Source organism: Exiguobacterium sp. 17-1 (assembly GCF_023096305.1).
Classification (GTDB): domain Bacteria; phylum Bacillota; class Bacilli; order Exiguobacteriales; family Exiguobacteriaceae; genus Exiguobacterium_A; species Exiguobacterium_A sibiricum_A.
Map to the genome: position 1 here is coordinate 524,802 of NZ_JALIGJ010000002.1, position 26,064 is coordinate 550,865.

Annotated in this window: 24 protein-coding genes; 6 read left to right on the top strand and 18 right to left on the bottom strand. The window is 44.5% G+C overall.

The genetic code is table 11. The features are described 5' to 3' along the window. Window positions 1-72 precede the first annotated feature (72 nt). From MUN34_RS08515 to acnA, 5 genes are all read right to left on the bottom strand, one after another. Window positions 73-507, bottom strand: a complete 435-nt coding sequence (locus tag MUN34_RS08515) for an acyl-CoA thioesterase (protein ID WP_247857533.1) — start codon at window positions 505-507, stop codon at window positions 73-75. Window positions 508-519: 12 nt separating this feature from the next. After that, window positions 520-2,763, bottom strand: coding sequence for an AAA family ATPase (locus MUN34_RS08520; RefSeq protein WP_247857534.1), 2,244 nt, complete (start codon window positions 2,761-2,763; stop codon window positions 520-522). A gap of 72 nt (window positions 2,764-2,835) precedes the next feature. Next, complete coding sequence (locus MUN34_RS08525) at window positions 2,836-3,543, bottom strand: hypothetical protein (protein WP_247857535.1); 708 nt, start codon at window positions 3,541-3,543, stop codon at window positions 2,836-2,838. A 205-nt stretch (window positions 3,544-3,748) separates the two neighbouring features. After that, window positions 3,749-4,213 carry a DUF3939 domain-containing protein gene (locus MUN34_RS08530; protein WP_247857536.1) on the bottom strand — a complete coding sequence of 155 codons (465 nt, stop codon included), beginning with the start codon at window positions 4,211-4,213 and terminating at the stop codon, window positions 3,749-3,751. Between the two features lie 66 nt (window positions 4,214-4,279). Then, window positions 4,280-7,003: an aconitate hydratase AcnA gene (acnA, locus tag MUN34_RS08535; protein ID WP_247857537.1), complete on the bottom strand. Its 2,724-nt coding sequence runs from the start codon at window positions 7,001-7,003 to the stop codon at window positions 4,280-4,282. A 255-nt stretch (window positions 7,004-7,258) separates the two neighbouring features. Here acnA and MUN34_RS08540 point away from each other — a divergent pair, with 255 nt between their 5' ends. Continuing rightward, window positions 7,259-7,756: a hypothetical protein gene (locus MUN34_RS08540; protein ID WP_114596155.1), complete on the top strand. Its 498-nt coding sequence runs from the start codon at window positions 7,259-7,261 to the stop codon at window positions 7,754-7,756. Window positions 7,757-8,211: 455 nt separating this feature from the next. Here the strand turns inward: MUN34_RS08540 and MUN34_RS08545 are convergent, their stop codons facing one another. The 9 genes from MUN34_RS08545 to MUN34_RS08585 form a co-directional block, all read right to left on the bottom strand. Beyond that, a complete protein-coding gene (locus MUN34_RS08545; RefSeq protein WP_247857538.1) occupies window positions 8,212-11,319 on the bottom strand; it encodes a type 2 lanthipeptide synthetase LanM family protein in 3,108 nt (1,035 codons plus the stop codon). Next, window positions 11,316-12,641 carry a S8 family serine peptidase gene (locus MUN34_RS08550; RefSeq protein ID WP_247857539.1) on the bottom strand — a complete coding sequence of 442 codons (1,326 nt, stop codon included), beginning with the start codon at window positions 12,639-12,641 and terminating at the stop codon, window positions 11,316-11,318. The genes MUN34_RS08545 and MUN34_RS08550 overlap by 4 nt, the downstream gene beginning before the upstream one ends. Continuing rightward, window positions 12,631-14,775, bottom strand: coding sequence for a peptidase domain-containing ABC transporter (locus tag MUN34_RS08555; RefSeq protein WP_247857540.1), 2,145 nt, complete (start codon window positions 14,773-14,775; stop codon window positions 12,631-12,633). Before MUN34_RS08555 ends, MUN34_RS08550 begins: the two co-directional genes overlap by 11 nt. An 18-nt stretch (window positions 14,776-14,793) precedes the next feature. Then, window positions 14,794-15,024, bottom strand: a complete 231-nt coding sequence (locus MUN34_RS08560; RefSeq protein ID WP_282104342.1) for a response regulator transcription factor — start codon at window positions 15,022-15,024, stop codon at window positions 14,794-14,796. A 214-nt stretch (window positions 15,025-15,238) separates the two neighbouring features. Continuing rightward, complete coding sequence (locus tag MUN34_RS08565; RefSeq protein ID WP_247857541.1) at window positions 15,239-15,442, bottom strand: mersacidin family lantibiotic; 204 nt, start codon at window positions 15,440-15,442, stop codon at window positions 15,239-15,241. Between the two features lie 155 nt (window positions 15,443-15,597). Beyond that, entirely contained in the window at window positions 15,598-16,005 is a 408-nt protein-coding gene (locus MUN34_RS08570; RefSeq protein WP_247857542.1) for a LytR/AlgR family response regulator transcription factor, read from the bottom strand. Window positions 16,006-16,151: 146 nt separating this feature from the next. Continuing rightward, a complete protein-coding gene (locus MUN34_RS08575; RefSeq protein ID WP_247857543.1) occupies window positions 16,152-16,862 on the bottom strand; it encodes an ABC transporter permease in 711 nt (236 codons plus the stop codon). Further along, window positions 16,859-17,707 (bottom strand): ABC transporter ATP-binding protein, encoded by an 849-nt coding sequence (locus MUN34_RS08580; protein WP_247857544.1) that lies wholly within the window; start codon window positions 17,705-17,707, stop codon window positions 16,859-16,861. Before MUN34_RS08580 ends, MUN34_RS08575 begins: the two co-directional genes overlap by 4 nt. 122 nt (window positions 17,708-17,829) lie before the next feature. Continuing rightward, the gene (locus tag MUN34_RS08585; RefSeq protein WP_247857545.1) at window positions 17,830-18,882 is read right to left on the bottom strand and encodes a LytTR family transcriptional regulator DNA-binding domain-containing protein; all 1,053 of its coding nucleotides are present in this window, start codon (window positions 18,880-18,882) and stop codon (window positions 17,830-17,832) included. Between the two features lie 170 nt (window positions 18,883-19,052). On the opposite strand from MUN34_RS08585, the gene MUN34_RS08590 reads away from it, so the two are divergent. The 4 genes from MUN34_RS08590 to MUN34_RS08605 all read left to right on the top strand — a co-directional run bounded on the left by MUN34_RS08590 (window position 19,053) and on the right by MUN34_RS08605 (window position 22,057). Next, complete coding sequence (locus MUN34_RS08590) at window positions 19,053-19,790, top strand: alpha/beta hydrolase (protein WP_247857546.1); 738 nt, start codon at window positions 19,053-19,055, stop codon at window positions 19,788-19,790. Window positions 19,791-19,961: 171 nt separating this feature from the next. Further along, complete coding sequence (locus MUN34_RS08595; RefSeq protein ID WP_026828706.1) at window positions 19,962-20,396, top strand: MarR family winged helix-turn-helix transcriptional regulator; 435 nt, start codon at window positions 19,962-19,964, stop codon at window positions 20,394-20,396. A gap of 56 nt (window positions 20,397-20,452) precedes the next feature. Beyond that, window positions 20,453-21,436 carry a ring-cleaving dioxygenase gene (locus MUN34_RS08600; protein WP_247857547.1) on the top strand — a complete coding sequence of 328 codons (984 nt, stop codon included), beginning with the start codon at window positions 20,453-20,455 and terminating at the stop codon, window positions 21,434-21,436. A 78-nt stretch (window positions 21,437-21,514) separates the two neighbouring features. Next, window positions 21,515-22,057: an NADPH-dependent FMN reductase gene (locus MUN34_RS08605; protein ID WP_119923083.1), complete on the top strand. Its 543-nt coding sequence runs from the start codon at window positions 21,515-21,517 to the stop codon at window positions 22,055-22,057. Between the two features lie 85 nt (window positions 22,058-22,142). Here MUN34_RS08605 and MUN34_RS08610 read toward each other — a convergent pair whose 3' ends face one another. The 3 genes from MUN34_RS08610 to MUN34_RS08620 all read right to left on the bottom strand — a co-directional run bounded on the left by MUN34_RS08610 (window position 22,143) and on the right by MUN34_RS08620 (window position 24,264). Beyond that, a complete protein-coding gene (locus MUN34_RS08610) occupies window positions 22,143-22,700 on the bottom strand; it encodes a hypothetical protein (protein ID WP_247857549.1) in 558 nt (185 codons plus the stop codon). 44 nt (window positions 22,701-22,744) lie between these two features. After that, the gene (locus tag MUN34_RS08615) at window positions 22,745-23,506 is read right to left on the bottom strand and encodes a hypothetical protein (protein WP_247857550.1); all 762 of its coding nucleotides are present in this window, start codon (window positions 23,504-23,506) and stop codon (window positions 22,745-22,747) included. Between the two features lie 263 nt (window positions 23,507-23,769). Continuing rightward, window positions 23,770-24,264 carry a cysteine hydrolase family protein gene (locus MUN34_RS08620; RefSeq protein WP_247857551.1) on the bottom strand — a complete coding sequence of 165 codons (495 nt, stop codon included), beginning with the start codon at window positions 24,262-24,264 and terminating at the stop codon, window positions 23,770-23,772. 95 nt (window positions 24,265-24,359) lie between these two features. On the opposite strand from MUN34_RS08620, the gene MUN34_RS08625 reads away from it, so the two are divergent. Further along, window positions 24,360-24,851 carry a GNAT family N-acetyltransferase gene (locus tag MUN34_RS08625; protein WP_247857552.1) on the top strand — a complete coding sequence of 164 codons (492 nt, stop codon included), beginning with the start codon at window positions 24,360-24,362 and terminating at the stop codon, window positions 24,849-24,851. 21 nt (window positions 24,852-24,872) lie between these two features. On the opposite strand, the gene MUN34_RS08630 is transcribed toward MUN34_RS08625, so the two are convergent. Beyond that, window positions 24,873-26,063 (bottom strand): RtcB family protein, encoded by a 1,191-nt coding sequence (locus MUN34_RS08630; RefSeq protein ID WP_247857553.1) that lies wholly within the window; start codon window positions 26,061-26,063, stop codon window positions 24,873-24,875. Window position 26,064 lies beyond the last annotated feature (1 nt).

The window sequence follows — 26,064 nt, forward strand, 5'->3', positions numbered from 1 at the left end:
GCTATTCTATGTTACCTCTAATCGACTGATTAGAAAAGCCCTCACGCAAGAAATCCTGCTGAGGGCGGAGGCTTAATTTGAGACGAGTGCGGCATCCTCGGTACGCATTTGTTCGTAAATCGCGTGCCAGTTCGGAAAGACTTTTGGTAAACGGATCGGACGGAAGTTCTCTTTTTTGACGACGACATGCGACGTTTTTCCTGCGACCGCCAGTTGACCGTCGGCATTCTTGACTTCATAACCGTAAATCGTCCGCAGACCGTCGTAATGATCAACCCAGACGGAAACCTGTGCCACGTCACCGTATGTTAACGACCGTTTGTAATCGAGATTAACATTCGTGACCGGCGAAACATATCCGGCTTCTTCCATTTCCTTGTAATCAAGTCCGAGTGACTTGATCAGTTCTGTCCGTGCAATCTCAAAATAAACGAGATAATTCGAATGATAGACGATGCCCATCATATCGGTTTCGGCGTAACGGACTGGTATTTCAATCGTGTACATGAAGCTTCCCCCTTAAAAATCCTCTTTTTCAAGATAGGACCATTCTGAACCGCTTAAGCTAAGTTTGTCAATTAATCGGACGGATTGCTTCGCGATTGCCCGTTCAACAATCGTAATCGCGGCACGGGCATTGCCGTTCGGAACCGTCTCAATCATCTGCTCAAGCGTCTGTTTCGCTTCATCCGTCAATTGATACCCGTATTGGGCAGCATAATTGATGATGATTTCAATCAGTTCCTCCTTCGCATAGTTCGGGAAATGGAACTCCCGTTTAAAACGCGACTTCAGTCCCGGATTGCTTGCAAGCAAGGCCTGCATCGGCTGTTCGTAACCGGCGAGGACAACGACGAGATTATCGGCATGTTTCGTCATCTCGTCGACCAGCGTATCGATTGCTTCTTTCCCGAAGTCGTTGGCACCCCCGTTCAGCGCATAGGCCTCGTCGATGAACAAGACACCGCCGAGGGCATCCCGGATCACGTCGCGGGTCTGTTGCGCCGTTTGTCCGACGTATCCGGACACGAGATCGGCCCGGCTGACGACTTTTAAGTGGCCCCGCTTCAAGTAACCGCACTGACGGAGGACATCCGCATAGAGAGCTGCGACCGTCGTTTTTCCGGTCCCGCTGTTCCCGCTGAAGACAGCATGCAGTTCAACCGGCAAGACTTTAAAGCCTGCCTCCTGTCGACGCTTCTGCATCGATAATAATGCCTGGATTTGTTTGATTTCCGCTTTCAGCGGCTGTAATCCGACAAGCTGTTCAAGTCGTTCTTCGACAGTATTATCGTCTGAAGCGACGAGTTCAAAATCCGTTTGTTCGAGCAACGCAAAATCTTCGTGACTGGCACTTTCCCCGAGACTCGCCCCTTTTTTGAAGATCGCATCGAGGACGATATTGCGGACGGCCCGCCCGTTCCCGAAACTCGCGTCGACCCGTTCCCGTTCGAGCCGGGACAACAACGCCCGCTCTGCCTGCTCCGTCAGGACGTAATCATTGACGGTCGCAATCGAACGTCCGATTTCAAGCAGTTCCGTATCGGTATAGTCCGCGAGCAGATAATGATTCGATTCCGGAAAACGACTTCGCAGACCGGGATTCGCTTTCAGGAAATCACGCATTTCTTCCGGATAACCGGCAAGAACGACGGCAAAACGACCGGCGTATTCCCCGCTCGTCATCGCGGCAACGAGCGTATCGATTGCTGCTTGTCCGTAATCATTGCCGCTTTGACCGGACCGTTTTAAGGCATAAGCCTCGTCAATGAACAGAACGCCGCCGACCGCTTCGCGGACTTTACTCATGACCTGTTCTTCCGTCTGTCCGACAAACGCTCCGACGAGTGATGATCGGTCCGTCTCGACGACTTCCGGGCGTTCGAGCAGGCCGAGTTCATGATAGATTTTCGCCATCAACCGGGCAAGCGTTGTCTTACCGGTCCCGGGATTCCCCATGAAAATCATATGGAGTGACGGCTGATCACTCGAGCGGTAGCCGTCCGACGTCCGTTTTTGCTGATACTTCAAGAAGCGGTACATCTGATGGACCCGCAGTTTAATATCATCCAGTCCGATCATCGCATCGAGTTCTTCAAGCGCCGACCGTTCGACCTGTTTGATTTCTGCCGGAAGCAGCGCAACGACACGACGTAAATCCTGAATTGCCGTCGCTTTCAGCTCCGTCATCTCCCGGAAGGCATCGCGCGAATAAAACCGTTCCTGTAAGCTGTCGAGAAACTCCGTCGCAATCTGTTCGAGCGTCGCGCTCGACAGCAGCAATGCTTTGCCAGCCTCAAACAGTTCCGACCAGCGCGCGGCATCAATCCGGCGCAACCGTTCCGTCTGTTCAACGACCTGTTCCGTCTCGTGCAGGATTTGATTGGCTTGTTGAATCAATTCCTTTGTCGCTGACCGTTTCGCATTGGCATTGTCCGTCTCACGGATCGTCGGAAAGGTATTGGCGACGAGCAATTGATAACTGCTTTGGAGTTGTTGTTCGATCAACAACTGTTCGAGTCGTTCCGGCAGACGATCGTGTTGACGGATTTCCTGCATCCAACTCTCGGCCAACGCATCAATCCGTCCCGTCATGATGTAACGGTGTTCGACGAGTAAGGCTAAAATCCGGACTAGCGCTTCCGTTTCCTGTAATAGACGGCTGCTTTGGGCATAACGTAAGGCCAGGACTTCTTCGACCTTTGAGCCCTCTTCCCACGCCGCAATTTGTTTGAACATCTCCTCTTTTGAGAACGTCTCCATGTATTGATTCCTCCTGCTTCTCGAAAAAACCGACTTTGGTCGCCACGGTGTGACGCTCAAGTCGGTCTGTCCTCATTTAGCTTTTAACCAGTTTGGATCGAATGTATCCAGCGTCTCGATCTTTTTCATCTTGACGGAGTAGAACAGCTTTCCGTTATTACGCGATTCGGCTCCGAGTACTTTCGACCGGTCGGACGCGACATAGTATGTCGCCTCTTCCGCATTGTCGTCCTTGTCAAAGAAGGATGGATACTGTTTGATCCATTCTTTCGGGACTGTACTCGACGGCTCTTTTTTGACATAGACGTCAGCTGCATTTCCGGCGATGTCGGCTTCACCTTCGACTTGACCAAAATCACCGTCTTCAATGAACTTGATGATCTGTTCGTTAAAGCCGCGTGACAGGAACGGACGCGGCGCACTGACACTCTTCGATGCTTTCGTCTCATTCAAGAGTTTACCGGCTGCATCGTACTCGCGGAACATCTTCCCGTCCCAAATCGCCATCGTTCCTTTGGATGGACCGTCGATGACTTCTGTCCGGAAGTGCCCTTTATCATCAAAAATGACTTCATACGTCCGTGTCTCGAGTGCATCTTCCGTCGTCGACAATTTCTTTTCGACATATTGGATCCGCGACATCGTATAAAACGGTTTGACCGGAGCTGCTTTATCTTCATTAGCGGTCTGTGTCTTATTCAAAAGGTAAAAATTATAGGCAAGGAGTATCGCCATTGCCACGATTGCGACTGCAATCCATGTACTCGTTCGTTTCGTCATGCCATGTACACCATCCTATATTTGTCTCGTTTCATGTTAATGGTATCGGTTTTAGGCTTAGAATACAAAGGGTTTGTCCAAGATTCACGCATTTCTGAAGAAATACGTCAGACTTTTGAACAATTGATTCCGTTTCGAATCGTTCTCAAGGATTTCTTCAAAAAACACAAAAGTGAACTGACCGTTGCCGGCAGTCCACCTTGATTTAGTCTGTTTTCGGTTCGAGTGAGACAATCATCGATTCATCGACGAGGTAATAGAGGTGCTTCGGCAACTCCCGTAAGTAGCCTTGCTCAAACAGCTTCGCACAATCGACCTGGAACGTTTTCGAATGCGGTTTGAGGGGCAACTTTCGTTCTTTCTCGAAATACCGGTCGACTGCGACCTGGACATGATCCATCTCATAGACCGTCAAATGGTCTTTCGCTTCCATGATGTTAAACGTTTCCCGTGACATATAGAAGACTTGCGTCGAGCGGGCACCAAGATATGGCGCAAGTTGCGTTAAATCAATCCGTTGTTCTTCATCGAGCAGAATCGTCCGGTTCGTTCCTTTCGGCAACGCCGATTCAAACGCATGTGTCGCCCGTTTGACTTCATCGAGCGTGACGTCGCGAACCGGCAGCTCGGGTTCTTCTTTTGCTTGAAACCATTTCTTGAATCGGTTCACGGTCTCGCCCCTTTCTGCATCAAAAAAGGTGGGGTTGCCCCCACCTCAAACGTTAATGTAAACGGTTTAGTTTTGCAAGCGTTCGCGGAGAACCATCGGTAAGATTCCGCCGTGACGGTAGTAATCGATATCGACTTCTGAATCAAAACGAGCAATCGCTTCGAACTTCGTGACTTTTCCGTCTGCAGCTGTCGCTGTGACTTCGACGATGTCACGCGGACGAACTGACTCGTCGATTGCGATACTGATTGCTTCTTCACCTGTTAAGCCAAGTGATTCAGCCGATGTGCCAGCTACGTATTGGAGCGGCAAGACACCCATCATGACGAGGTTAGAACGGTGAATCCGCTCGAAGCTCTCGGCGATGACGGCTTTGACACCAAGAAGGTTTGTACCTTTCGCTGCCCAGTCACGTGATGAACCCATTCCGTAGTCTTTACCAGCGAGGATGACAAGACCTGTGCCATCTTCTTTGTACTTCATCGCAGCGTCGTACATCGCCATTGTTTCGCCTGTTGGCCAGTACGTCGTGAAGCCGCCTTCTGTACCTGGAGCAACTTGGTTACGGATCCGGATGTTCGCGAATGTTCCGCGCATCATGATTTCGTGGTTACCACGACGTGAACCGTATGAGTTGAAGTCTTTTGGTGCGACACCTTTGCTGACAAGGTATTGTCCGGCTGGTGTCGTTTTCGAGAATGAACCGGCTGGTGAGATGTGGTCTGTCGTGACAGAATCCGCAAACTTACCGAAGACACGGAGATCGTTTAATGCTTCGACATGACCGGCTTCTTTCGCCAAGTTCTCGAAGAACGGCGGGTTTTGGATGTATGTCGACTCTTCGTCGAAGTCATACTGATCGCCTGTCGGCACGTCAAGATTGTTCCAGCGTTCGTTTCCTGTGAAGACTGAATCGTACTCGGCACGGAAGCTTTCCGGTGTGACGACCGTGTTGATGATCGTTTGGATTTCGTCACGTGACGGCCAGATGTCCGCGAAGAAGACTTCTTGTCCATCTTTGCCTGTTCCGAGTGACGCGTTCATGATGTCGACGTCGACTGTTCCGGCAATCGCATAGGCGACGACGAGTGGTGGTGATGCCAAGTAGTTCGCTTTGACGAGCGGGTGAACCCGTCCTTCGAAGTTCCGGTTTCCTGAGAGGACAGACGAGACGAGCAGGTCTGATCCGAGGATCGCGTTTTCGACGGCAAGGTCAAGTGGACCCGAGTTTCCGATACATGTCGTACATCCGTAACCGACTGTGTTGAAGCCGAGTTGATCGAGGTACGGTTGAAGTCCTGATTTCTCAAGGTAATCCGTTACGACTTTTGATCCCGGTGCAAGGGATGTCTTGACGTATTTCGGAACCGTCAATCCAAGTTCGATTGCTTTTTTCGCGACGAGTCCGGCACCGATCATGACGTATGGGTTCGATGTATTCGTACAGCTCGTGATCGCTGCGATCGCGAGGTCTCCCGTACGCATCTCAACCGCTTCGTCTTTGAATTGAACGACAGCGACTTTGCTTGCTTCTTCTTCCGCGAGACCAAAACCAGCGTTTCCTTGTGGTGCTGTCAACGCTTTTTGGAACGACGTGTGCACGTCCGTCAAATCAATCCGGTCTTGTGGACGTTTTGGTCCGGCAAGTGCAGGAACGATCGTTGAAAGATCAAGTTCAACTGTCTTCGTGAACGTTGGATCTTCATTTTGCGGCGTGTAGAACAAGCCATTTGCTTTTGAGTAGTTCTCGACTTTTTCAATCAAGTCTTCGTCACGGCCTGTCAGACGGAGGTACGTCAACGTTTCCGTATCCACCGGGAAGAATCCGCATGTCGCACCGTATTCAGGCGCCATGTTGGCGATTGTCGCGCGGTCAGATAATGACATCAAGTGAAGTGATGGTCCGAAGAACTCAACGAATTTACCGACAACATTTTGTTGACGTAACATTTCCGTCACGCGAAGAGCAACGTCCGTTGCTGTTGTTCCAGGGTGCATTTCACCTGTGATGCGGACACCGATAACTTCAGGAACCGGGAAGAATGACGGTTGTCCGAGCATTCCTGCTTCTGCTTCGATTCCACCAACACCCCAACCAAGGACACCGAGTCCGTTGATCATCGTTGTGTGAGAATCCGTTCCGACGAGTGTATCCGGGTAGACATCAACCGAACCGTCTGCTGTTTCTTTTTCAAGAACGACAGATGCCAAGTACTCGAGGTTAACTTGGTGGACGATTCCTGTTGCAGGTGGTACAGCACGGTAGTTGTCGAATGCCGTTGTTGCCCAGCGTAACAATTTGTAACGTTCTTCGTTACGTTCGAACTCAAGATCCATGTTTTCAGCGAGTGCGCCGGCAAATCCGTAAGAATCGACTTGAACCGAGTGGTCAACGACGAGATCAACAGGAACTTCCGGGTTGATGACCGATGGATCTCCACCGAGGTCCTGCATCGCTTTACGGAGTGACGCGAGATCGACGACCGTCGGAACACCCGTGAAATCCTGTAAGATGACGCGTGACGGCTTGAACGGCACATCGATATCATTCGATACTTGGGCAGTTCCCCATTTCGCCAAGTTTTCGACATGCTCTTGTGTAATCGAACGACCGTCTTGTTGACGAAGGACGGATTCAAGCAGCACACGGATTGAATACGGAAGACGTTTGACTTCCGTCAGACCGAGTTCTTCCAATTTTTCAATGCTGTAATAGTTGTAATTTTTACCGTTTGCTTCAAACGAACGGCGTGCACCAAACACGTCTTGCGTTGGTTGCGTTTGCTTCATGCTGATTCCCCCTTTAAGTGTTGACGACATCAAGCCCCTGATACCGCTTACTTGTACAGCTCTATCATAGTATAATATGAGCCCCGTTACAATTTGAAAGAACAAAAGACCTTCAATAAGTTTTACTTATCACCTAATTGAGAAGCTATATCAATCATATGCTTATGACGACACGCGCTTTCTAGTTTTTAATGGTTCTGTTACGGGTACAAGTAAATTGTAGAACGACATCAGAACTTTCTGGAGGCGGAAATTATGGCACAATATAAAAACAACGATGCAACACACGTCGTCACGACGATTATTTTCAACGATCTGGAAAAAGCCAAAACCGGTTTTGAAATGATCAAGGATCTCGAAGCGATCAAAGAGATTGAAATGGAACAGATGGTCCTCGCTGAACGCAATGAGACGGACGGCTTCTCTTTCATCGATGCAATCGACTTCACGCAACAGGATCAATCGTTTAAAGGCTCGTTGATCGGAATGGCGGTCGGCGTTGTCGGCGGACCATTCGGCATGCTCGTCGGTTCTGTCGCCGGATACCTGATCGGCGCAAACCGGGACGAAAAAAACGAACGCGATTCGTTTGATTTGTTTAACCGGACACTCAACCAGATCAATCCCGACCACTATGGCGTCATCATCATCAGCGAAGTCAACGAGGATTCGGAAGCGATCAACGCGATTGCCGCTGAACTCGGAGCGACCGTGCGCCGGACCGGTGAAACGTTTACGGATGAGACGGTGTGAATTAACAATATAAGGTGTACGTTTCGTCCCCGCTTTTTCGGGGACGTTTTTGATGTCGATAGTTTTAGTAGATACTTATTCATTTTACTTGTGATAATTACCTATTATCACAAGTAAATAAAACTTTGAAAACAGTTAACATAATATCAAATATGATGAAGTATTAGATATAACCTCTCTGTAAGAAAAATTAACGTGACCAGGAGTTCAATTATTTCCTCAAAGATATCAATGAAAGTAACGATAAATAAATTTGTTTCAAAATAAATACTATTTTATTTTAGTAAAATAAAATGAACAATGAGATACATTCAGAGCTTTAACTAAAAAATATATATAATAAAACATCAATATGTCCTTTAATAGACGACATATTGATGTTTTATTAGAAAATAATGTTTTTATTTTGAGAAACATTTCATGTCGTCGCTCATGAAGTGTATTTATCGATCTTATTAGTATAAATTTAACATCGAGGGAACTTTGTTAGAATCAACTAGTCGTAAAAATTGCATCCCTATTCCAGATTTCCCTAAAAACAATCCAGGTGTATCTGTACCGTTAGCAATTCCTGATACATATTGACCGTGATTAGTACGGTCTTGATAGACCTTTGCAGCCAATTCGTGAGCAAGAGCAGTCCACTCTTGCTTTCCTGCCTTAAGAGCAGCTGTGATCAGAAAATCTACGATGCCCATATCTCCATGACAAAGACAATGATCTTCGGATAAATAGCTTTCTTTAATTGACTCGACGATAATGTCGATATCTTTCATTAACTTTTCTCTATTATGGATATCCAATAGAGATAGTTTACTAAAACCGACTCCGGTAGAACCGCTACACCAATAGAAACCATAGGACTCTTCAGACTTTCTTAAATCTCTCCAATTTCGCTTCCCAGAATCGTATAAGGAATCTTCATAAGCGAGCGCAGATAATGCGATAGTAACATTCTCCTTTTTTGGAATGTACTTGTCCATACGTAAGAGAGCAGTTAGGATACCAGATACGCCGTGACCAAGACCGCCTAAATAAATGATGTCCCCTTCATGATCGGTTGGCCACGCATGTCCGTTCCCCATATTGACTGCCTCTTGCTGAATTTTCTTTGCATAGGAAGCAGCGACTTCAAGATATCTTTTCTCTCCATAATGTTCGTAGGCATTCAGCAAGGCATGGACGATACCGGCACAACCGCCAAGAAGATCGTAGTTACTCGATTGATGCTCTTTCCCATTAAGGTAATCAATAAAGACTTCAACGTTCTTCTTATATTGATAAGACTCATTAGCCTGATCGATCAGTGTGAGTGCATTGATCAAGGAAATTGGTCCATGATAAGCAGATAAAAATGCATTGTATGGTTTTGCGGAGCGAAGCGCAGAAGCCACTGCCGCTTCAGCGGCTTGCTTAAATCGATCCATCTGGGTTAAACGATGGAGATGAGTCATAAATACTGCCACTCCGCTCGTCCCGTTATAGAAATCTTCACCTATGACTGATACGCCTGCTTGGCCATTATAGTTCGTCTCAATACCCAACCATGTCAGTTCGGTCATATCCCTGTTCCAAACACCTGATTCGAGTAGTTCATCGCCTACGGCGACGGCAGCAGCAAGATAGTCTTTTGATGCGAGCGGTTCGATCGGAGCATTGTCAGTGGAAAGAAGAGAGACGTCAAGCGAACTTTCAGATGCCATGATAGAGCTTCGGATTAATTGTTGCTGTTCGAGCAGCGTCTTATCATCCAGGAACTGAATTTTGCGATGGACCTTTTCAAGCCCCGTTTCTTCAAAGACGTTTGGATATTCGTGGCCAGTGCTATCGAATAAGGATAGCGAGGACGGCATCGTATAGAAGTAAGGAACATCACCATTAATCAGTTCTCGTTTTTCGGCTGCGACGATCATTGATGGATAATGGGAGAAATACATACGGTCTAAGATCATCTCTCGACTAAAGGCCTCTCTAAGGAAATTAGGATGATTGGTATCCGTCAAAAAGTTGGCGTAGAAATTTGTGCTTCTTAAAATATGTCTGATTTTTAAATTAGAAAAGTTCTCGATGTTTTTGTTCAGCTCATCTTTATGTTGCATCGCGATGGAATAGACGTCTGTAAAGCCCTCGACTATCTGCTCGACATAATCTGACGTCTGAATGTTAGAGCCCTTCAGCGAAGGACGATTTGCTTTCTCTTCTGTCCAGTATGGTTTCGTCACGAATCGCATCTCATCTGTGTTTTCTCTCTCGGATTGAAGTACCGGGAAAGGAAGTTCCTGAGCACTTCCCCCCATCCCGCTCATCTCGATCCCTTTGCCATCGTGAGATTTAAAACCAAGTGTGGGTAACAGTCCGGTGCCCAGTACAGAGTCGACCATCTTGAACTTGGCTTGTACTTCCGCGCTGTCCTCGAAGACGTCAGCAAGGTGGTTTTGGAACAAAGTCTCATTATCGATGATGAGGGGGTGCTCGCCAGAAGCAATGATGTTTTCGAAATGTAGATCGGTCCCTTTAAGAATATACATAACGCCGAGCAATCCACCTAGGCGATGATGATGTCTCTTGAGTCCATCTATGTCCTCGCAGGGAAGCGCTAAGACCTTTTCCTCCCAACAATATTCGTTCCGATCAACGATTCGATATGTAGAGAAAGGATGCTGGAATCCTTTCTGATTGAACCAACCAAGCAGTTCGTGTACTTGTAGCGAAACTTGGAGAGATTTTGGTTTATAGATCAGTCTCGTAGTGGTCTCGAGAAAGCTTACTTCAATCACGGACTGACCGCATTCATGGGAATCTCCGAGGCCGAGTTCCACGTCTGAAAGTGTTAGCTGCTCCGATTCGAAGTTTTTTTGGAGGGACTTCACGTCTGAAACATAATGTTCCATAAAACGTACCATGTTATCAATGAAGAAAAGGGTTCGTGTCGTCAACAATCGGGCTAAAACGATGTATTCCTCGTAAAAAGCATTCAATCCCTCCAGATCGCGCAGTTTGATTGCTACGAACGATTCGAAACGCTCTTCTGGGCTATTTCCAATGAGTTCTTCACGAAGCCGCGACACATTCAACTCCAATGTAAGGGTTCGAGCTGCCAGCTGGAGAAATTGATTGGACAGGTTCTCGAGTAGTGATGGCATGAATTGATCTGTACAATGATTATAAAAAGGATGCCCTTTAGGTAGTGCTACTTCGATTTCAGACTTTGCATATGACAGAAAAGGTGTGAATGATTCATGGAGTCCATTGACTCTTAGATCACCGATTTCGAGGGGTTTGGACATAATCGTTTGAAAAGAGTGCAACCACTCGGGAACATCAGTATCCTCCTCTATCTCTCCATTCAACAATTGTTCAAATTGCTCACGTGTCAGATTCTCTGCTTGTAATCGGTTTTCAAAAAGTTTTTGATCCATCAAGAACGAATAATGTCTCCATTTAGCTACCCGATCATATTCATGTTGAACGACTTTATACCGTCCTTGAACAAAGGGACGCTTAAGTTCTTCTAAATACATCGCCTTTTTCCATGAAGTAGATCCTTTAATGTCAGTACTCATTTCCGAATACTCCCCTTTTCGATAAGAATTTTAAGGTTATTCAAGGCGCTATTCGCGTTCACGATTCCTTTCCCACCCTTCCGTACGTTATCTGAATAAAGGAATGGCGTCGTACTCTTCTTCAATAGGCGTTCAATCATATCTGGTGAGAGATCGACACCTGCAGACTTCGCGACATCGATGAGTAGTGCGGCGACTGCAGCCACCTGTGGTGATGCTAGGCTCGTACCAATCATAAATTCATATCCTTGATCAAGCTCGAGCGCTTGACTGACTGGAGATTGAGGGAGATAGGTCGGATATGTGGTAAGGACGAAGCTTTCAATATCAGCGATACCGCTGGATGACCAATCAGCTCCATAATCACCTGCAGGTGCAGAGAGATCCACTTCCTTACCGTAATTCGAGTAATCAGTCGGCTGGAGCAATCGATTGGTCGCGCCAACCGTGATGGTATCCTTGAGCCCTCCTGGAAGATGAACGGCACGTTTCATGTTCCCGATCTTTTTCGCCAACTCTTTTTGATCGTCCATGTTGTATCCATCTGTACCGGAAGACGCGACGACGACGATACCTTTTTTATGAGCATACTTAATAGCCTTTTCGTAGGCTTTGATCACCTTGGCATCGTCTTTATTTGTCGGGTCCTTATACGTGCCTAAACTTAGATTAATAACGTCCACATTATCCTTAGTAGCTTGTTTGATGGCCTGTATCACCCATTCTGACTCTGATGCTCCTTTTCCGAAGACTTTATAAGGAACAATACCGATAGAAGGAGCGATACTAGACATTTTTCCCTTGGCTGCAATCATTCCAGCCACCATCGTACCGTGACCGGTCTGGTCCTTCGTCCCCTCTTCGCCGGGTACGAAGCTTCTACCGCCCGAAACGATGTTTTCGCTCAATGCCGGATGATTCTCATCGATTCCGCTATCGATGATAGCAATAGTAGTCAGGTTTGACCCTCTCGTCTGACGATGCGATTCCAGATTGGAGGTTACATCCTTTACATTCCATCCCCAGTCCATATAATATTCTGGGAGCTGCTCGGTGAGGTTCCGATCTGGATTCTTCTTTACCGGGTCAATAAAATCCCTTACGAAGCGCGAATCCAGTTGCAAGCCTTGTGCGCCTGACATCGAAACGCTGTATTTTTGACCGGGATATTTCTTGTCTAGATGACTTGAGTGTATGTCCGTGCTTGAAGGCATTACGTCCCCTGTTGCAGATGACACAGATGGAAACAATGTAGCAAAAAGACAGACAGCGACGGCTGACAGGAACGACTTTTTATAAAAGCATGTCTGATTATGTGGCATGAATGATCTCCTTGTCTTGAGCGTGATAAAGTTCATAATAGTATCCTCTCTTCGCCATCAATGCTTGATGTGAGCCCTCTTCGATGATTTTTCCTTGGTCTAATACGATGATTCGATCTGCTTTCCGGACAGTATTAAGACGATGGGCAATGACGATTCTCGTACAGTCGAGTTTCGAGATGTTGTCATCGATCAAGTTCTCGTTTAGGTTATCGAGGGCGCTCGTCGCTTCATCCAGGATAAGGATCGACGGATCGTGATATAAAGCGCGTGCGAGTAATAGGCGTTGACGCTGCCCTCCTGAAAGATTTGTTCCTCCTTCGGATAGCATGGAGTGATATTGCATAGGTAAGCGTATGATTTCATCATGGAGGTTAGCTTGTCGCGTAGCCCTCTCAACTTTTTCAAAATCGGGGTCTTCACCTGGACAAATATTGTCGATGATGCTCTTATGGAAGAGCTTTGTCTCCTGTAGAATGACCCCTGTTTGATGACGTAACTGCCTGATGTCTATCGTGTTGAGACTCATTTCATCATAAAGAACATCACCTTCAGTAGGACGATAAAATCCAATCAGTAGCTTGGCTAAGGTGCTTTTTCCGGCTCCTGAGGCGCCGACGACACCAATCTTTTCACCGGGGCGGATGACGAGGTCCACATTTTTCAATGTCGGTGTCGCAAAGGAATCATAAGCATAGGATACATTCTTTAATTCGATGTGCCCTTTTAGGCGAGGAAGCTCCGTTTCGTCAAGGTGGAGTTCCTCTTCTTTTGCATCCAATACATCTGTCAAACGCTGGACGTAGGAACCAAGATACAGAAGTTCCGTATATCCCATACCAATGGATACGATCGGCATCATAAACATGGAGGCAAGAGCACTGAACCCTAGTAGTTCACCAATCGTCAATCTGCCTTCTAGGATTAGCATGCTGCCATACCAGAGAAGGACCGTAGGAACGATGAACTGAACGCTACCCGCAATCGTATTAAGGATCGTGTTCCAGTAATTCTTTTTTTCTGTAATCGTCAACTGGTGCTCAAATTTACTAGCCCATTCGCCAACTACTTGATGTTCGATTCCCAGCATCTTCACATCACTCGCACCGTGGATTGCCTCGGATAAATGACTTTGTACCTTTGATTGAGCGACTACATCTTTATTGTTTAGGCGTTGTGTGACTCGAGTGAAAGACACGAGTATGATGAATAGAAAAATACTTAATGTAATCACTCCGAGACCCAATTGGAGTGATTGCCGAAGCATCATGATTGCATAACCGACAAGCAGGATGCCATCTATCAAAAATCCGACTACACGATTTGAAAGGATTTGTCGAATCACCAAGTGAGAATTGGAGCGGAACAATAAATCTCCACCCGTCCGCTTTTCAAAAAACGCATAGGGAAGGTTGAACAGATGACTGACGAAAGTCGTCATCATGGATTTATCCATAAGCTTTTGAAGACGTGTGATGGCAAATCCTCTTGCAAGCGAAAAGACGATGTTGAGCAATAATAGAAACATGATATAGAGACCAATGAACTTAATCAATGATTGGTCCCTGGATATGATGACGTCATCCGTTACCCATTTTGTAAGCATAGGGATGAACAAGCCAAGTGTTTGAAGTAATAAAGAAAAAATCAGAGTGACATAAATCCATCTTTGATGCGTCCTAGCGAATCCCCAAAAGAACTTTATGATAGACTTTTTCTTCTTTTGGATGAACTGATCGTTAGGAGAAAACGCCATCAAAAATCCACTAAAATGCCTGGAAAATTCGTCTATGCTAATACGCTGTCTTCCTAATGCCGGATCGACGATATGTACGTGCTTCCCGATTTTTTCGATCACGACGAAATGATTTTGATTCCAGTGAGCAATAAAGGGTATCGATCCGCGCAAAAACTCTAAATCCTTTGTAGAACAAGAGAAACCCTTACAATTCATTCCCATGTCATTGCCGATGTGCGAGAGGTTCAAAAAGGATGCCCCACTACTCGGAATATCGTACTCTTCTCGTAAATCAGATATGGAACAATGATGACCGTAATAGCTTAGTATCATAGACATGCATGCTAATCCACATTCGCTATGTTCCATTTGCTCTATAAAAGCTACTCGTTTCATCATCATTCTCCTTTTCGTTTAAGACTTCATCCTGGCGAGGGGACTCTGGATGAGCTTGTATTCGAAGGCGATGATACCTAGCTCGACACGTGATTGGATTCCCCATTTTTGTTTGATATTGAAGACAATCTCGCCCACCCGTCGCTGGCTGATGAACAAGGTCTTTGCAATTTCAACATCCTTGTATCCTTTTGCTATCAAGCCTGCTACTTCTGTTTCTTTTCCACTAAGCTTCGTTTGGATATCCATCGTTTTACCTCCTAAAATTCGCTTAGAAAAATAAGTGATTAATAGTAATTTTATTGTAATTTTGGGTAAATAAATGAATTCTTTCGTAAGAGGCTTAGTTATGTAAGTGAGAGGGGGATATGTTCACTTTTCAGGGGATATTTAATTTTTTTGCGGGATACAAAAAAGCACCGAATCAAAGATGATCGGTGCCTTTTTATAAGTAATAAAGAAATTATTTACATCTAGATAGTGAAATAGTGACCCCTACAATGACACCTACACAGAATGGAGTTGTTTCAGGTTGAACGTCTCCACCACCATTGATACGTGACATTTCTTCGAAGTTCAATTCGTTTACCGCTTCACCAGCAGGGTTAGCGATAACAGATGTTTCATCAAGACTCTTCCACGATTGAATGATTTGCTCGTTTGTCATTTGTATGACCTCCTAATAGTAGTTTGTCCATCAACAAGTGTTTTTAATAGTTGCTGTTGAACATGCTCTTACTATAAGCTGTGAGCAAATAGATGATAACTTCATAAAGTTGCATATCTGTAGCTTTTAAAAATTAGTTGCTTCTTCTAAGCAATTTATAGATTGATTTGGCATGCTGTCACTAGAATATTCCGTAATTCTTTATACTTGTGCTTGCTTAGTTTTATGTGAGTTTTACTTTCTACGAGGTGGATATTATAGGAGTCCATGAAATGATCGGATGATATTTCTCGGATATCTCCTAACGGAACGATAAAAGATTTATGTGGGCGATAAAATTCATATTTGCTTAACTTCAACTCGATAGCTTTTAGGTTTTCTGAAGTATCAATATGGTCGTCATTTTTTAAGTAAATTCGTACATGTCTTTCGATTTTTTCTATATACAGAATTTCAGAAACGTTTAGTAATAGGAAGCTATGCTTTGTATTTATTCCGATACGGGCATCCTCGTAAAACACGGAGTTAGAATTTAGCCCATGTGATAAAACACTAATCGTCATGTGAATTCCTCCTATCGACAGTTTTATAATCCGTTCTGAATGACGTACATGATGAGTAAACCAAAGAGTGTACCTACAATCGCTAATAATATTTTTTTCATCATTATTCCTCCCATCGATACATGAAATCTGTGATGTAGAGCATCTTAATCCCTTAATGTTCTCTTTTTGTAAATCATGAAAACTAAAGCACTGAATAGAACACCAGCTATGAGAATAATGATCAGATTAATTGATAGTGAGGAGAAGGAGGCGCCGTCTTCAACCTTTTTCGCTAGCTCTAAAAGTTGTAAGTTCGGCAAATAATCGACAACAGAAAGTACCGGATATTTATCAGAAACCTGCTGAAGCAGTGTTCCGAATCCAAATAAAAACATGACTGGCAATACAGCGACAGAAGCTTCCATGACGGAGGAAGTCATCAATCCCAGAAGCGTTCCTAACGCGAGATAGAACAAGCAAGAGATGAGAAGTGCGATCACAATGATAAACAGATGCGATGGTGTGTAACCAGTAATGACGGCACTAATGATTATGGTAAGGAGTGTAATCAGAGCAGTTAAAACACTCTTCCCCCCCAAGATTTCAAGCGTCGTAGCAGGTGATAACATCAAGCTTCGTAAGGTGTTCTTCTCTTTCTCCTCTGCGATTAATGTGCATTGAACGAAAGCAGCTACCGAAGAGAATGTCAGATTGATGACGGTGTAGTGAATTTCTAACGTCACCTCACCGATGTTTTTATAGACGATCGCCATCAAGATAGGAACTAAAAGTGTCGTCCCGACGAAAACGTTTTTTGACACGTCTTTGACATCCTTCTGGAAAATGGCCATCGCACGATTGATTGAAAATATCATCTTAGTTCACTCCCTGTTACTTTTACGAACACGTCCTCTAAAGTTGGCTCGTTAGAATGGATAGATACAACCTGATTAGTACGTAACATTTCATAGATATGACGGGCATCTTTCTCATTAGATTCGAAAACGTGTTCTAAGCCGTCCGATGATTCGAGTGTTAATGTCTCATCAGCAAAACGTTGTTTAATTGATTTCGGTGATCCCAGTAATTGGATATGACCTCGATTTAGAAAGGCGACACGATCGCAGAGAGTATCTGCTTCTACCATATCGTGAGTCGTTAAAAAAATCGTGGCACCGTCTCGATTCATGTCTTTTAGGGCCGAGTAGATGGCCTGAGTATTCACTGGGTCCAGTGCAGAAGTTGGTTCATCTAAAAATAAGATTTCGGGTTGGTGCAAAAAAGTTCGAGCGAGCAGGACCCGTTGTTTCATCCCTTTCGAGAGCAGGGCGACTTTCTTATTCTGCTCGTCACCTAAATTGACTAACTCCAGTGCACGACCTATACGATTCTCAGATACAGAAAAGATTTTGCAAAATAACTTTAAATTATCCTTCACTGTTAAGCGATCATAGAGACCGCTATTATCCGTCATGATACCTACCTTCTGAAAAGTATTCTTTTGCTTGAGTTTTTCGGAGGGGATTCCGAGTAGACTGGTCGAACCCGCGGAAGGTTTCATTTGACCAGTTAAAATTTTGATCATGGTGGTTTTACCAGAACCACTTGGTCCGAGTAGTCCGAAAATTTCTTTTTGATTGATGTAGAAGTTTAAGTCATCAAGGGCTGTTTTGTCTGAAAAGTGTTTCGTCAATGATTCAATTTCAATTACTTTTTCCATGAAGTAGCACTCCTCTCGTTTTCTAACCTCAGAATAATGGGAATCGCTATACACTGCATTATTTTAAGGACGAAAGGAGTCATCCTGCTTACGAAAAGAGTAATTAGCTTGCTAAAAAATCATCATTTAATTCCTAGCATCTCTTTAAGGACGTGTATCTTGTTCTTAGATAACGGAACCTCAGTACGGTCGTCGAGAACAAGACTAAAACTATTCCGTGTCCAGGTTACAATCTCACGTACCTTTTTCAAGTTGACGAGATATGAGCGGTGACATCGGAAAAAATGTCGGTCCTGTAGAGTCGCTTCATATTCATTCATCGTATACAGACCAGGTAACATTGTGTCAGCTACATGAATTTGGACATTCCCTGATGCGCTCTCGAAAAATTTGACTTCGTCTATGTCGAGCAGAATCAGGTTACGTTCAAGTTTAGCGACAACCTTGTTCAACTCAAGAGGCGAAAAGGCAGGACGTTCTTCAGGTCCATTGACCTTATTCTCTTCTTCAATGATTGCTTTCTCGTCTTCATCCTCTACTTCCGTATTGATGAGCGTAAGACCGAGGCTACTAAGTACGTAGCATTCCTCAGATAAAGTAATCGCGCTCTCCATACTGCCTGTCAGTATCAATAGACATTTTTCTTCCTTCAATAATAGTTCAATGACTTTGAAAAGTATGTTCTTGGTATATTGATCAATGTTTTGATCCGGCTCATCGAAAACAATGACCTGTGTGTTCTGTAAAATAAGAATTGCGAGCTGTAGGCGCTTCTTTTGAGAATGATCTAATTTATTGGTTCTTTTTTTTGCTATCTCGTTCAGTTGTGTAATTTCGAGTATGTCTGGAATCGATTTTGAGCTGTTGTATAGTTTCTTATAAAAAGTTAGATGATCCAAAATGTTTAACCTATCATATGTATATGGATGTTCGTAATAGAAACTGATGGATGAACGATATTGTATAGTATTTCCTGGGTGATAATTATTCACAAGAATATGTTTGTTAGCACTGCGTACACGACCTTCAAGTATTTTAATAAGTAGTTGGCGATGGGTAACATTAGAACTGATTGCCAATGATTTTCCTGGAGAAATGGAAAAAGAGAGTTTTTCAAGTACAGTAGTCTTATCTTTATCATCTATGTAATTAAGTTCATTAACAAATAAACTCATGCTAGCTCCCCCTTTGTGATGAAATGACCCTTAAAAATATATATCCACCTTATCATATTTTTTACAAAATGTAGGAATTGAAAAAGTAAGAACAGAATAATATTTTACATTTTGAAGATGACTAGGATTTTTATTTATAATAAAAACTACGAAATGAGGAATTCCTTTCCATGAAACTATTACCCCCAAAACCTTTCTATTATGAAGGTGGCGAGAGAGCCGTTCTGCTTTTACATTCTTTTACCAGCAATCCGAACGACATGAAAAAGCTCGGAAGTTATTTGCAGCAAAATCAGTATTCCTGCTACGCCCCGACACTCAGTGGACACGGTCTGCCGGCAGAAGACCTTCTGACCTATGGACCGGCCGACTGGTGGCAGGATGCACTCAACGGTTATCAACTGTTGAAAGGCAAAGGATTCGAACATATAGCGGTCGCCGGTCTTTCCCTTGGCGGTGTACTTTCCCTGAAAATGGGACAGGAGTTGAAAGTAAACGGTGTGGTCACCCTGTCCGTGCCGATGTATAAGGAAGCAGCCGTTCTAAAAGAACGAATAATTTATTATGCCAAGCGCTATAAGCAACTCGAAGGGAAAGATGGCAAACAGATCGAGTCTGAAATAGCTAAACTTGATCACCTCCCCTTCGATTCATTAACCGACTTTGAACAACTCATTAATCAGACGAGAGACCAGTTGTCACGTATTACCTCGCCTGTTCACGTCCTGTACGGGGAACTGGATGACCCGTCGTACAAGACGAGTGCCGAGAAGATTTTTGAAAGCGTAGCTTCGGATCAAAAAACGATTAAAGGATTTGCGAATTCGAAACATTTAATGACGTTAGGAAAAGATATGAACACAGTTAATCAAGACATTCTTGCGTTTTTAAACGAACTGAACTGGTGATGTATTCATCCCCTTTAAAGGCAGTCCGTACTCAGCGGGCTGTCTCTTTTCGTTCTGCTGTATAGATCTGTAATCAGAAACCAATCAAAACAATTGACGCCATAAAAAACAGATGGTATATTTATCTCGAATTAAAGATATATGAATTGAAGATAAAAAGAGGTGAACGAAATGGAACAGCCGAATCCGAACTTAAAAGCACTGACAGTCATGGTCCGCGCAGTCGATGCGCTTCATGAAGTCATCAAACAGGATGTTGCGAAGTCCGGACTAAATCCGACTGATTTTTCCGTACTCGAGTTGCTGTATCACAAAGGAAGACAACCGATTCAGCTGATTGGGAAAAAAGTATTGATTACGAGTGGCAGCATCACCTATGTCATCGATAAACTTGAAAAAAAGAACTACGTCGTCCGCAAAGCCTGTCCGGAAGATCGGCGTGTCACATTTGCGGAACTCACCACGGACGGTCAAAACTTGATGGATACGATTTTCCCGGAACATGAACAAGCTATTAATCAGGTTTTCCAAGGGATTGACCAGGCGGAAATTGAATTGTTCATTAAGACCGCTAAAAAAATAGGCTATCAGGCACAAAATCATTAAATTTTTTAACAATATATCTCGAATTCGAGATAATAACTACTAAGGGAGCGATTTATATGAACGAATTAAAAGGAATCCACCACGTAACAGCTATCACGAGCAGTGCCGAGAAAAATTATGCGTTCTTCACAAACGTCTTAGGCATGCGTTTAGTGAAAAAGACCGTAAATCAAGATGATATTCAGACGTATCATTTATTCTTCGCCGACGATAAAGGATCAGCCGGTACCGACATGACATTCTTTGATTTCCCGGGCATCCCGAAAGGAACGCATGGCACAAACGAAATCTACAAAACCGCTTTCCGCGTGCCGACGGATGAAGCGCTCGACTACTGGATCAAACGGTTTGACAAATACGACGTCAAACATCGCGGCATCAAAGAACAGTTTGGTAAGAAGACCCTCTCGTTCGTCGATTTCGATGACCAGCAGTACATGCTGATTTCAGATGAACACAACGAAGGTATTGCCTCCGGAACGCCGTGGCAAAACGGTCCGGTTCCATTAGAATTCGCCATCACCGGCTTAGGTCCGATCCATATCCGGATCGCCGAATTTGACCGGTTAAAAGAAGTGTTGGAAAAAGCGATGCTGATGCGGGAAATCGATAAAGCCGGATCACTGCATCTGTTTGAAATGGGCGAAGGCGGGAATGGCGCGCAAGTCATCGTCGAGCATAACCTCCTCCTTCCAAGTGGACAGCAAGGATTTGGTACCGTTCACCATGTTGCGTTCCGGGTCGAAGATACGGCCGCTTTAAATGAATGGATCAGCCGCATGCAAAATTTACGATTCAATACATCCGGCTATGTCGACCGTTTCTTCTTCGAATCCTTATATGCCCGTGTCGCTCAAGGTATCCTGTTCGAATGGGCAACAGATGGCCCCGGTTTCTTGGGTGACGAGCCGTATGAAACGGTCGGAGAGAAATTATCCTTGCCACCGTTCTTAGAATCACAACGTCAACAGATCGAGCAAATGGTCCGTCCGATTGATACCGTCCGCAGCACGCGGACGATTGAAAAAGAATACCTATAAAACGGAGGAATTCATTTGAGTCTATTCAGTAAATTATTTGGTTCAAAGGAAACACCACAACAAGAGGAGGAAACGAACATGACAAAGTTAAACATTGGAATCATTTTGGGATCAACACGTGAAGGTCGCTTAAGCCCACAAGTCGGAAATTGGGTGAAAGAGCTCGCGGACAATCGCGGAGATGCCAACTATACAATCATTGACATCGCCGATTACAAATTACCGTTGCTCGGTGAAAAGGACGGCGATGCATCCGGTGCAGCTGCCTGGTCTGAAGCGATTGCCGCTCAGGATGGATTTGTGTTCATCACACAGGAATACAACCACTCGATTTCCGCTTCCTTAAAAAATGCCCTCGATTATCTCCGTGTCGAGTGGAACAATAAAGCAGCCGGTATCGTCTCGTATGGTTCAGTCGGCGGCGCCCGCGCAGCAGAACACTTACGCGGTATTTTAGGCGAATTGTTGATTGCAGACGTCCGCGTCCACCCTGCCCTCTCGCTGTTCACTGACTTTGAGAATGGAGCTGTATTAAAAGCAGCACCGGTTCAAGCAGATTCCGTCAACCAAATGCTCGATCAAGTCATCCCTTGGGCTGGCGCCTTAAAAACGATTCGTTGACTATTAAAACACAACTATTCTTTTGAAAGAATTAAAAAAACGAGAGAACTCCTACATTTGGGAGTTCTCTCGTTTTAGTAAGGATTTACTTCAGTTGTTTTAATTCGTTGATGATCCTCTTTACGGCGAGTTGTGTCGTTTCAGGATCTATTTTACCTAATGTGTTTTGCTGCACCGAAATCACTATGTTCTTATAGCTGATAATAATTAAATCTGATTTATTCGCGAGTTTTTGATTCAATTTGTTGTAACCTGAATTGCTTGGATACTGGACCATGTCTTCCCCTATGTAGTGGTCTGTGAATGCAAAGTGGATGGATAACTGAGTCGTCTGTTTTTCGTCTTCGAAATACAAACTTTCTTGTGACGAGGAACTGTCACTGGTTCCATCAACGGTTAGCCATTTTCTTTTACCAAAGCTTAACTCCCTGTCGATTATTGTGAAATCTGATCCCAGCGTACTTGCTTCCAGTTGAAAATGACCAATCTTCAAATATTCGTGCATCTGTTCAAACAGTTTCTTAAACTGGTCATGATTTAAGATTTGATTTCGATTTCCATTTATTTTCTGGTTAGTCGTCGTCACTTGTTTAATTTCTGGTTTCGGTTTAGAGGATACGGTATTATTTGTACATCCCGTCATGAAAAAAATACTCAACAATAATAGTAAGAAGCCCTTCTTGAATTTCATTTAACATCTTCCGTCCACGTATCGACATACGAAACGACGTACTCTTTTTTCGTCAGACTGTACTTCGTCTCGAAGTAGTACAGGATATTCTCTTTCTGATTCAAAACGGAATACGAATACGTCTTGTACGCTTTTGGAAAAACAGGCTGTTTTTTACCGGCTTGCTTCCCGACTTTTGAATAGTCGATATACGAGACTCTTTCATGTTTCCCGATTCCTGTTCCCGTCATCACCGCATCCAACTGTTTTTTTGTCATGCCTTTTTTAATCTTTTGATCGTTATAGACACGTTTAGAATTGACAGCGGATGAGTCAAACCAATGTTTTTCGACGAGCTTTAACTGCTTAGTTTGCTCTTTCGATTTAAATACGAGCAACATCCGGACGGTTTGGAACGTCACTTCATCCGGATTGTCCGATTCATTCGGTACCTTTGAATCTGGGTACAGATAAAATTCATACTTCAAATATTTTAGCTTCCCGCTTTTATCGTATGTATTGGAATCGTTCAATTCACCACTGCATAAAACATTAACTTTCACCTCATCCTCCGAGCGGTCACACAGATGTTTTTTATAGCTTTTGCCATACATGACTTCCGCAACACTGGTCATCGAGGCATTCATTTTCAACTTTTTAAAGGTTTCATGTTGCGTTTCTTTTTTAGTTTTCGCTATGGCTTCGTTTGAAGGAAAACCTGTCAACATCAGACCCAATGATACAGATAACACAATCATTACTTTAATTACGCTTCTCATGTAAAAACCTCCTTCACTTTGGTATGCACATATCTGGCTTATTGCTTCACACTGATAAAAAAGTCCATGAACGTAACGAGTAACCCAACAAATGATACTGTCATTCCAATTTTAATACCCAACACGTCATTTAATCCCACTGGACTAAAGCCGATCATCAGAGCGATTCCAAATAAAATAATACTGATTCCCATCAAAATTAATTTCATAATACTTCATTCCTTTCAAGCTGATTCACGATGAGTTCTGTTCAAAAGTACCAGTCAATTACGAACTAAGTCATTCAATTGAACAATGTCACTGCCCTTTTTCGCGTAGTATTCAATCATTTCCGGCAGTTTCTTTTTGTCATAACTTGTGATGCCGTCTGTGATCACCGTCACGTCATAATTCAGTTTACGTAAATTAAAGCACGTCGATTTGACGCAAGCCGTCGCATCTCCGCCGGTCAGATAAAAGCCGGTGATGTCATGTTGCGCAATGAATGCTGCGAAAGCTTCGCTTGTTAAGGCATTCCCCTTATATTTCGTGAAAATGTGATCCGACACAATCTTTAAATCAGGTGCCAACTCGGCACCACGTGTTCCGGTCTTAAACGTTCTTGTTCCAGCCGATAAATTCTCATGCCGGATATAGGCCACATGCATGTTTTGTTCGATTGCCCAGTCAATCGACTGATTGATCGTCCCAATGACTTCTTTGTAGTTTTTTGTCATGTCATTTTGAATATCGATGACGACTAAAGCTTTTTTTGGCATGTGAGTTCCTCCTGATCAATGAACGGATTTTTAGTTTCGATTCGTATCGGATAACGTACAATTAAAGTATAAAAAGACTAAAGGAGGCATGCCCCGTGAAAGAAAAATACTATTTTGACGTCTTTCCTGAACTGACGAGCGAACGGCTCCTGTTAAGGGAAATCCGGTTAAGCGAAGCAAACCAAATGATTGAGATTACGGCCTATGACGGGCAACAGGCACAGAACAGCCGGGATGTCATCCGGATTTTGAGTCAGATTGCCCTTGATTACCTCAACGGGGACGGCATTACGTGGGGGCTGTATTTAAAGTCGACCGGCGAATTCATCGGGAACTGCTGTTTTTGCAGAGGCTATCAAAATAACATCGCCGAGATTGGTTATGTACTCAAAGCGGACTTCCGCGGTCAGGGCTACATGACGGAAGCTGTCAAAACGGTTACCCGGTTTGGACTGCAGGACATGAAGGTCAGACAGGTTTGTGCCTATACCGCACCTGATAACCGTGCCTCACAGTCCGTTCTCTTAACAGCCGGGTTCACGACAGGGATTTGCGACCAAGACAGTCATCAGTTCATCTGCCAGTAATATTATTCGTACTTCGTCCCATCATTTCGCTTTAAAATTATAAAGCGGCTTGATGACTTTTAATAACTCGACCGTGTCCTCTGTGTTTCGGATGATTTCTTCCATCGGTTTGTAGACAAACGGTGACTCATCGCGCGTCGATTCGACGACCGAACTCGACCAGACCTCCTGCATCGTCTCCTCAAATTCCTTCAAGTCCACTGATTTGAAGGCTTTTGAGCGGGACATGATACGTCCTGCTCCGTGTGGCGCCGAATAGTTCCAGTCCGGATTGCCTTTTCCTTTGACAATCAGTGAACCGTCGCGCATGTTCATCGGAATGATGGCGACTTCACCGGCTTGCGCTGAAATCGCACCTTTCCGGAGAATCATCTGCTCGAGATCGATGTAGTTATGGATCGTATCGAACTGTTCCGTGACCGACCAGCCCATCGCTTCAACAATGACGTCGGTCATCGCTTGACGGTTCAGTGCCGCGTAACGTTGGGCGATTTTTAAGTCATGCAGGTAGTTGTCCATATCGGAACCGGACACGTACGCCAAATCTTTATTCGTTTCATTGAACTGACTCTTCAACTCGACCAAAGTCGATTGGATGTCTTGTTCACGTCCCTGTTCTTTCAGCGATGCGACGATTGTTTCTGTATCGACAGTGAATTGCGACGCTTCCGCTAATTTTTGATAATGCTCGGCAATCGTTTTCCCGAGGTTCCGGCTGCCGGAATGAATCACGAGGTAGAGATTTTCTTCCTCATCCGTATTCAGCTCGATAAAGTGATTCCCGCCGCCTAACGTACCGATCGACAATCGGGCCCGCGTCTCGTTAAACGGCGCCCGAACCTGCTCAAATGGAATCTGTTCTGACAACCGGTGCGGCTGATTGCGGACGGACATGCCGCTCGGAACGAGTGCCTGAATCGTTGCATCCAGTTTTTCGTAGTCGATCCCGCCTTTTCCGTCCCGTATGATTTGTGTACATAACATCCCACAGCCGATATCGACACCGACGAGATTCGGGACGACTTTATCATGAATCCGCATCGTCGTGCCGATGACCGAGCCCTTGCCCGCATGACAATCGGGCATGATTCGGACATTTCCGCCGACAGCAATGTTTTCATTCAGCATCCCTGTCACTTGCTCAATCGTCATGTCATCGACATTGTGTGTAAAAATCTTCGCTTCGCCGTACTTTCCGCGAATCGTCTTCATT

What these genes read in the sequence shown, in the direction of transcription:
- MUN34_RS08515 (WP_247857533.1), bottom strand. Translation starts at nt 507, where the DNA reads ATGTACACGATTGAAATACCAGTCCGTTACGCCGAAACCGATATGATG.
- MUN34_RS08520 (WP_247857534.1), bottom strand. Translation starts at nt 2,763, where the DNA reads ATGGAGACGTTCTCAAAAGAGGAGATGTTCAAACAAATTGCGGCGTGG.
- MUN34_RS08525 (WP_247857535.1), bottom strand. Translation starts at nt 3,543, where the DNA reads ATGACGAAACGAACGAGTACATGGATTGCAGTCGCAATCGTGGCAATG.
- acnA (WP_247857537.1), bottom strand. Translation starts at nt 7,003, where the DNA reads ATGAAGCAAACGCAACCAACGCAAGACGTGTTTGGTGCACGCCGTTCG.
- MUN34_RS08540 (WP_114596155.1), top strand. Translation starts at nt 7,259, where the DNA reads ATGGCACAATATAAAAACAACGATGCAACACACGTCGTCACGACGATT.
- MUN34_RS08545 (WP_247857538.1), bottom strand. Translation starts at nt 11,319, where the DNA reads ATGAGTACTGACATTAAAGGATCTACTTCATGGAAAAAGGCGATGTAT.
- MUN34_RS08550 (WP_247857539.1), bottom strand. Translation starts at nt 12,641, where the DNA reads ATGCCACATAATCAGACATGCTTTTATAAAAAGTCGTTCCTGTCAGCC.
- MUN34_RS08555 (WP_247857540.1), bottom strand. Translation starts at nt 14,775, where the DNA reads ATGAAACGAGTAGCTTTTATAGAGCAAATGGAACATAGCGAATGTGGA.
- MUN34_RS08560 (WP_282104342.1), bottom strand. Translation starts at nt 15,024, where the DNA reads ATGGATATCCAAACGAAGCTTAGTGGAAAAGAAACAGAAGTAGCAGGC.
- MUN34_RS08565 (WP_247857541.1), bottom strand. Translation starts at nt 15,442, where the DNA reads ATGACAAACGAGCAAATCATTCAATCGTGGAAGAGTCTTGATGAAACA.
- MUN34_RS08570 (WP_247857542.1), bottom strand. Translation starts at nt 16,005, where the DNA reads ATGACGATTAGTGTTTTATCACATGGGCTAAATTCTAACTCCGTGTTT.
- MUN34_RS08575 (WP_247857543.1), bottom strand. Translation starts at nt 16,862, where the DNA reads ATGATATTTTCAATCAATCGTGCGATGGCCATTTTCCAGAAGGATGTC.
- MUN34_RS08580 (WP_247857544.1), bottom strand. Translation starts at nt 17,707, where the DNA reads ATGGAAAAAGTAATTGAAATTGAATCATTGACGAAACACTTTTCAGAC.
- MUN34_RS08585 (WP_247857545.1), bottom strand. Translation starts at nt 18,882, where the DNA reads ATGAGTTTATTTGTTAATGAACTTAATTACATAGATGATAAAGATAAG.
- MUN34_RS08590 (WP_247857546.1), top strand. Translation starts at nt 19,053, where the DNA reads ATGAAACTATTACCCCCAAAACCTTTCTATTATGAAGGTGGCGAGAGA.
- MUN34_RS08595 (WP_026828706.1), top strand. Translation starts at nt 19,962, where the DNA reads ATGGAACAGCCGAATCCGAACTTAAAAGCACTGACAGTCATGGTCCGC.
- MUN34_RS08600 (WP_247857547.1), top strand. Translation starts at nt 20,453, where the DNA reads ATGAACGAATTAAAAGGAATCCACCACGTAACAGCTATCACGAGCAGT.
- MUN34_RS08605 (WP_119923083.1), top strand. Translation starts at nt 21,515, where the DNA reads ATGACAAAGTTAAACATTGGAATCATTTTGGGATCAACACGTGAAGGT.
- MUN34_RS08610 (WP_247857549.1), bottom strand. Translation starts at nt 22,700, where the DNA reads ATGACGGGATGTACAAATAATACCGTATCCTCTAAACCGAAACCAGAA.
- MUN34_RS08615 (WP_247857550.1), bottom strand. Translation starts at nt 23,506, where the DNA reads ATGAGAAGCGTAATTAAAGTAATGATTGTGTTATCTGTATCATTGGGT.
- MUN34_RS08620 (WP_247857551.1), bottom strand. Translation starts at nt 24,264, where the DNA reads ATGCCAAAAAAAGCTTTAGTCGTCATCGATATTCAAAATGACATGACA.
- MUN34_RS08630 (WP_247857553.1), bottom strand. Translation starts at nt 26,063, where the DNA reads ATGAAGACGATTCGCGGAAAGTACGGCGAAGCGAAGATTTTTACACAC.